This is a genomic window from Terriglobus sp. YAF25 (assembly GCF_052113305.1).
Lineage (GTDB): Bacteria > Acidobacteriota > Terriglobia > Terriglobales > Acidobacteriaceae > Terriglobus.
This window is the reverse complement of sequence record NZ_JBFRCY010000185.1, coordinates 1-6,685: the sequence shown is the minus strand read 5'-3', so window position 1 is coordinate 6,685 and position 6,685 is coordinate 1. Positions and strand designations below refer to the sequence as shown.

Annotated in this window: 4 protein-coding genes; 3 read left to right on the top strand and 1 reads right to left on the bottom strand. The window is 59.1% G+C overall.

What is annotated here, in order from left to right; all coding sequences use genetic code 11:
* Positions 1–2,038 (bottom strand): beta-galactosidase (locus tag AB4043_RS09795; protein ID WP_442306960.1); only part of this gene is annotated, 2,038 nt, incomplete at its 3' end.
* A 217-nt stretch (positions 2,039–2,255) separates the two neighbouring features.
* Between AB4043_RS09795 and AB4043_RS09790 the strand changes: the two genes are divergently transcribed.
* From AB4043_RS09790 to AB4043_RS09780, 3 genes are all read left to right on the top strand, one after another.
* Positions 2,256–3,770: a B12-binding domain-containing radical SAM protein gene (locus AB4043_RS09790; protein WP_442306961.1), complete on the top strand. Its 1,515-nt coding sequence runs from the start codon at positions 2,256–2,258 to the stop codon at positions 3,768–3,770.
* Positions 3,764–5,326, top strand: a complete 1,563-nt coding sequence (locus tag AB4043_RS09785) for a B12-binding domain-containing radical SAM protein (RefSeq protein ID WP_442299799.1) — start codon at positions 3,764–3,766, stop codon at positions 5,324–5,326. Before AB4043_RS09790 ends, AB4043_RS09785 begins: the two co-directional genes overlap by 7 nt.
* 15 nt (positions 5,327–5,341) lie before the next feature.
* The coding region (locus AB4043_RS09780; protein ID WP_442306959.1) for a B12-binding domain-containing radical SAM protein at positions 5,342–6,685 on the top strand (1,344 nt) is incomplete at its 3' end.

Below are 6,685 nucleotides of genomic sequence, written 5' to 3'. Positions count from 1 at the left end.
GCTTTCCTGAGAGAAGCTCACTTCCCTTTTGATAGGCATAGCTCGCCTGCTGCTTGTCCTTCGAATAGTTCAGGAAGTAGTGGACCGGATGTCCGTTCTGCAGGATTCCGCTACGGACAATCAAAGGAAAATGAGAGCCAGGCAGCGACTCAACCCCGGCTCGTTTCGCAGCATCTCCAAGAATCTTTTCAGCCATCGCATCCGTCGGCATGAATCCCAGATATGTGACTTCACCCTTGCCATAGCTGTTGCGCGTTACGGCGGCGTACGCGGGCCACGACGAGTGCTTGTAGCGAGCAAGGACGGTTGCGGTGGTAGGTTTCAGGAACTCCATCCACCAGCGGGCCTTATTGTCCTGCTCTCCGACACCGAACGGATCACCATCCAACGTGACACCCTCCGGAATTGCGAACTCGCTGTATTTCACGCCTGCTGCCTCAGAGATTCCACCAGGCTGTGAGGCGTAGCGCACCTTCGTGTTCTCGTCGGAAAAACCGCTCTTGAAGGTGTAGACGAGGTGACCTCCGGCTTTGGCGTAGCCATTCAACTTCGCGATCTCCGCATCACTGGCCGAGTACAGCGCGGGCACAAGGATCAATTTGTAGTCGCTCAGCGGGACGGTCGACGACGGAGAGATGAGATCCACCTCTACGTTCATGCGGTAGAGCGAGTCGTAGAGAGAACGAAGCACCTGGTTGTAGCCGATGCCGCCGTCGGTATTGATGCGGAATGCGTCGAAGCCATCGAGCGCCGTATTGCTCACATATACCGCAACCTGATTGTGCTTCTTCATATTGACGAGCTTGCTTCCGAGCCGCTGTAGATCGGCGCCGATGGTCTTTGCTTCGTCGTAGGTCGGGTTGGGCTGGTAGTCCTGCGTGAGCACTCCTCTCCAATAGGTTTCGATCCCATTGGCAGTTGTGGCCCAGTGCCAGTACTCCACCATGTTGGCGCCGGAGGCGATGTGGCTGAAGGCCTGCAAACGAAGCTGGCCGGGATAAGGTGTCCAATTCGGAAACCCCTGCGCCTCGGTCTCCATAAGAAGGAAGTTCTTCCCGTTCTTCATGGAGCGGGCAACATCGCCGCCAAACGCAATCCCCGTGCCGGTGAGCTTGTCCTGGCTCGGGTAGTAGATGTCGATACCGGCGACATCGAGCGCTTTGGCGGCCTCCCAATGGTTCACTTCGGGTTGGACGCCATAGGAGTAACCCTGCCAGCTTAGATCGAAGTTCTGCGTGATGAACTGCCCCGGCCGGTAATGTGCGCGCACCAGTCCAGCCTGCCAGGCAAGGTACTCCGTTACCAAACCCCGCTGAAATTCTGAAAATGCATTCGACAGGCTGGCGTTAATCGAAGCATCTACCGAGGGAAAGTCCTCCCAGCGGTTGATGCGATTGCTCCAGTAATCGAGACCGAAGGCATGGTTGACCCCGTCCAGGCTCGGGAACTTACGCTGCATCTCCTTGACGAACGCCGCCTGCACATTCGCTCCGGTATTGCCGTATGCCTTCGTTTCATTGTCGACCTGGTACCCGATGACCGCCGGGTTGTCCTTAACGTGGTCCACCAGCGCAACAATCACCCGCTCGGCCGCTCGCCGGAACTCGGGATTGGTGATGTCCATATTCTGGCGGGGGCCATAGTGGGCCTGCCCCTCGCGGCGGACGACCAGGATCTCCGGGTGCTGGCGAGCCAGCCATGTCGGAATCGCATAGGTCGGCGTTCCGATGATGACCTTGATCCCGTTTCGTTGCATGGCGGCAAGTGTGCGATCGATGTGAGAGAAGTCGAAGACGCCGGGCTGGGGTTCCAGGGTGCCCCAGGTAGACTCCGCGATGCGGACGACCGTAATGCCGGCCGCCTTCATCATCCGAGCATCTTCTTCGACGCGGTCGACCGGGGTGTATTCGTCGTAATAGGCGACGCCAAAGAGGATCGTATCCGGCAGCTGAGCAATCGCCCGGGAAGCATGCAAGCCAGCCAGTACTAGAAGGGCGATCTTGCCGATTGAACCAAGTAAACGTTTACTTCCGATCATCTGGGTCTCCACTTTCCGGTTGCTGTTGCCGCCGTACCATCACACCAAATGAATGGCAGATGTGGCAAGCCTTTTGAAATCAGCTCCATCGGGCTCGCTTTCCCGCACAATGACAAAGCAAAAACAAGTCGCCCACACAGTTACAAATCGCTGACATGCAGGTGACATTGCCATGAGACGGGGTCTCTATCGTTTTTCTTGAACGAGGTATCCGAAACTGGCACGCTCCCGCAAAATCGTCTTCTTCTTCCCGTCGTTCGCCAGTACGGAAGCGACGGCGCCGTTAGGTATTCTTGCCGTTTCGACACCTCTGGAACGTGCCGGCTATCAGATCTGTCTGATCGATTCGACGATCACGCCTGACTTCCAGAAACGGGTTCTCGAAGAGGTAAAGGACGCCCTCTGCCTGGCCGTCTCCCTGGTCACTGGACCAATGATCCGGGAGACCGTCGCCATTGCCAGAGCCGTGAAAGAGTGGAAACCTGACTTCCCCATCGTCCTGGGCGGATGGCATCCGTCGCTGTTGCCACAGCAGACGCTCGAGGCTGCCTGCGTGGATTACGTCGTCCGCGGACAGGGCGAAGACGCAATGCTGGAGCTGGTGCAGCACCTCAGCAGTGGATCGGCACCGGATCTGATCGCAGGTATTGGTTTCAAGCGGGACGGCCGCATCATCTTTACTCCCGAGAGACCGCTACGCCCCCTCGTCGAGATGCCGCCAAAGGCCTACCACCTGGCCGACTTCGATGCCTACGAGCGCTCCTGTGGCCGCCGCTGGGCGATGTATACCTCCAGCCTTGCCTGCCCATTCAACTGCGCCTATTGCACCAACGGCGGCGTCTACGGAAGAAAGTGGAACGCCCTCCCCCCGGAACAATTTGTCGAAGAGACCGTCGATCTAAGCCGGCGCTATGAGCTGGAGATGATCTGGGTGGTCGACGACAACTTCCTCGTCGATCTGGATCGCGCACGAGGCATCGCCGAGGGCCTGGTCCGCGAGAATTCGCATTACACCTGGAGCATCCAGGCGACGACGAATCTGGTAGCAAGGCTGTCACTGGAAGACATGCGTTTGCTGCGCCGCGCTGGACTGCGGCAGGTATGCCAGGGCGTCGACTCAGGATCGCCCGCGATCCTAAAGGCGATGAACAAGGACTTCCAGGACTTCGAGTCGATCTACGAGAGCGCAGCGCGTTGCCTGGAGGCAGGCATCCGTCCCTCCTTCAACATCATCTTCGCCTTCCCTGGCGAAGGAGCGAAGGAGCGCCGCGAGACTGTCGAATTCATGCTCGACGTTTGCCGCAAGTTTCCGGGAGCGGAGTTCTGGACGAACATCTTCACGCCTTACCCGGGCTCGCCGATTTTCAAGCGCACGGCTGAGATTGGCATTGAGCCGCCGACCACTCTGGAAGGCTGGGCGGACTTCTTTCCCCGCTACACGGAACTTCCCTGGCTGAAGGGCGAGGACCATAAGCGGCTTCAGGATACCCGCGAGTACCTGCGCCTGGCCTTCAACCGTATTCCCATCGCCGCCGACACGCGTCCGCCGATCATCCGGCTGGCCCAGAAGGCAATCTCCTTACCGGCCCGCTGGCGTCTGGATCACGATGCGTACCGTTTCCCGGTCGATATCTGGCTGAACAACAAGCTGAAGAAGCGGATCCCTAAAGGAAAGCCGGCCGTGGATGCCAAGCGCCTTGCGCGTACCCCGGCGGAGGCAGCGGCATGCTGAACGTGCTGCCAGCCAGCGCCATCCGGCCGGCTCCGGCGCACAGTTCACCACGCCCATCGCCCGGCCGAAACAAGGTCGTTCTGTTTTATCCGCCCTATGACGGTCCGCCGCTCGGGGCACCACTCTGTCTTCTGGCGCTCGCCGGAGTTCTGCGTGATGCAGGTTTCAGAGTCAGTATTATCGACGCCTGCATTCATAAGGACTACCTGCAGCGCATCGTGGCGGAGAGTGCCGACGCTGTCTGCGTCGGGATCTCCGTGCTGACCGGACCGATGATTCGCGGAGCTATCTCCGCGGCAAAGGCTCTGAAGGCTTCTCGCCCCGAACTTCCGGTGGTATTTGGCGGGTGGCATCCCTCGCTGGAACCGGCACAGACCGTACGCGAAGCGTACGTAGATGTCGTTGTACGCGGACAGGGTGAGCTAACCATGCTGGAGCTTGCCCAAGCCTACACCAACGGTAGTTCGGTTGGCCCGATCGCAGGCATCCACTGGAAGCAGGATGGCGAGATCATCGAGAATCCCGAGCGCACCGTCGCTCCCATCGGCAGCTTCGCGGCGCCCGCCTACGACCTGGCGGACTTCGATGCCTATGAGCCGCTCAATGGGCATCGCAAGCTGGCCTACGCCACCAGCGTTGGCTGCCCGTACGCATGTAACTACTGCACCGACATGGTGGTATACCGGCGACGCTTCAATGCCTACGACGCGGACCGGGTGGTGGGTGAGCTCGTCGATCTGGTTCGCACGTACCGGATCGACGAGGTTGCCCTGCTCGACTCGAACTTTCCCGTGGACGTAAAGCGGGCTCTCGCGATTGCACGCGGGATCGTGAACTCCGGAGTTCGCTTCCAGTGGACCTTCCAGGCCTCGACCGATTTCCTCTGCCGCATGACCCAGGACGAGGTACAGCTCCTGGCCGACAGCGGCGTAAAGGTGATGGGCTTCGGTACTGAGTCAACCGCTCAGCGTGTCCTCAAGCTGATGAACAAGCGCCACCAGCGTGTCGACGAAATGTACGAGACGGCACGCAAAGCGCACGTCTCCGGCATCAAGATTAACTTCAACCTTATATTCGGCTATCCCGGGGAAACAGAAGAAGATAGGGTACTTACCTTCCAGACAATGAGCGACATCGTGGAACAGTACAACAATGTCCAGTTCTCTCCAAATTTGTTTACCCCCTATCCCGGCATCCCCATTTGGCCGCAACTTCGCGAGCTGGGAGTGAGGGCGCCGCAGACCCTGGAGGAGTGGATCAAGCTGCCGCTCAGCGTCAATGCCCTGCCATGGCTGCAGGGAGAGGAACTCGAACGCCTGAGGCGGATGACGGACTATTTCCTGCTGAACGGTAAGGTTCACCGCCGACATGACAAGGAGCCCTTGAAGACTGCTGTCCTTCGCCAGCTATTCAAACGCACCGTAAGCTGGCGCGTCCGCTCAAGCCATTACGGCTTTCCCTGGGAGCTCTGGGCTTCCAGACTTTCTGGACCACTTGCATCCCGCAGATCGTTGGTGACCGGCCAGGAACTTCCTGACCAGGCAGCCGCGTGTTAGCACGGAGTCCCCACGATGACAGACATACTTCTTACTCACTCCTATCACCTGGCGAACGATCCGAAGCAACTGCGGAAGATGCAGCCCTATGCCCCGCTGGGCACGCTCTACGCCGCGGCGGCACTCCGGGATTCCGGAGTGCCGGTAACGGTCTTTGATACCACCCTGCAGAATCCTCTCCACAGCCTGAAGTCGATGCTTCAGCTGGAAAATCCAAAAATTCTAGTGATTTACGAGGATGACTTCAACTTTCTCTCTAAGATGTGTCTGCTTTCCATGCGTCAGACGGCAGAACAGATCGCACGGCTGGGGAAGGCGGCAGGGGCGGTCGTCGTCGCACATGGTTCCGACGAGACTGACTTCGCGGAAGAGTACCTGAAGGCCGGCGTGGACTACATCCTGACGGGAGAGGCAGAGAACACGCTCACGGAGTTGTGCCAGGCCATCCTTGCGGGCCAGGATCCATCTGGAGTCCCAGGCTTGATCTGGAAGGATACGGCAGGTTCGCTTCATCGCAGCGGCAGCAGCCCGGTTCGTAATACCGACTGGTCGAAGATGCCGCTGCCGGCGCGTGACCTCATTGACATGAGCCTCTACCGCGATGCCTGGACCGAAGCTCATGGGCACTTCTCTGCGAATGTCGTCGCCAGCCGGGGTTGCCCCTATTCCTGCAACTGGTGCGCGAAGCCAATCTCCGGCAACAAGTACCAGCTTCGCCCCGCCGCCGATGTCGCACAGGAGCTGCGTGATCTGAAGCAGCATCACGGTGCCAAACACATCTGGTTCAGCGACGATATCTTCGCCCTCAACCGGCACTGGCTGCAGGACTTCGCCCAGTGGGTACACACCTACGATGCCGTCATTCCTTACAAGATCCAGGCGAGAGCCGACCTCCTGCGGGAGGATGTCGTTTCCCTGCTGGCTGAAAGCGGATGTGACGAGGTCTGGATGGGCGTTGAATCGGGATCGCAGAAGGTTCTGGATGCGATGGACAAACGTCTTCACGTCGCGGATGTAGTCGCGGCAAGGACCCATCTTCGCGCTGCCGGCATCAAGGCATGTTTCTTCCTGCAGCTTGGCTATCCCGGGGAGGGTTGGCAGGAGTTGCTGGAGACACTTGCCCTGGTTCGGACCACGCGCCCGGATGACATCGGTGTCAGCATCTCGTATCCCCTGCCCGGAACGGTCTTCTACGAGCGTGTCCAGGCCGAGCTTGTGGCAAAGCGTAACTGGAAGGACAGTGACGATCTGTGTGTCATGTTCTCCGGCGCCTACTCCGACAGCTTCTATCGCACGATCCGCGATGCGCTGCACCTCGAAGTCCGCGGATGGAGCAGCGGTTCGGCCAATGAGCAGGAG

Bases quoted from the DNA above. Each gene is read 5' to 3' on its own strand.
- AB4043_RS09785 (WP_442299799.1), top strand. From the start codon at position 3,764: ATGCTGAACGTGCTGCCAGCCAGCGCCATCCGGCCGGCTCCGGCGCAC.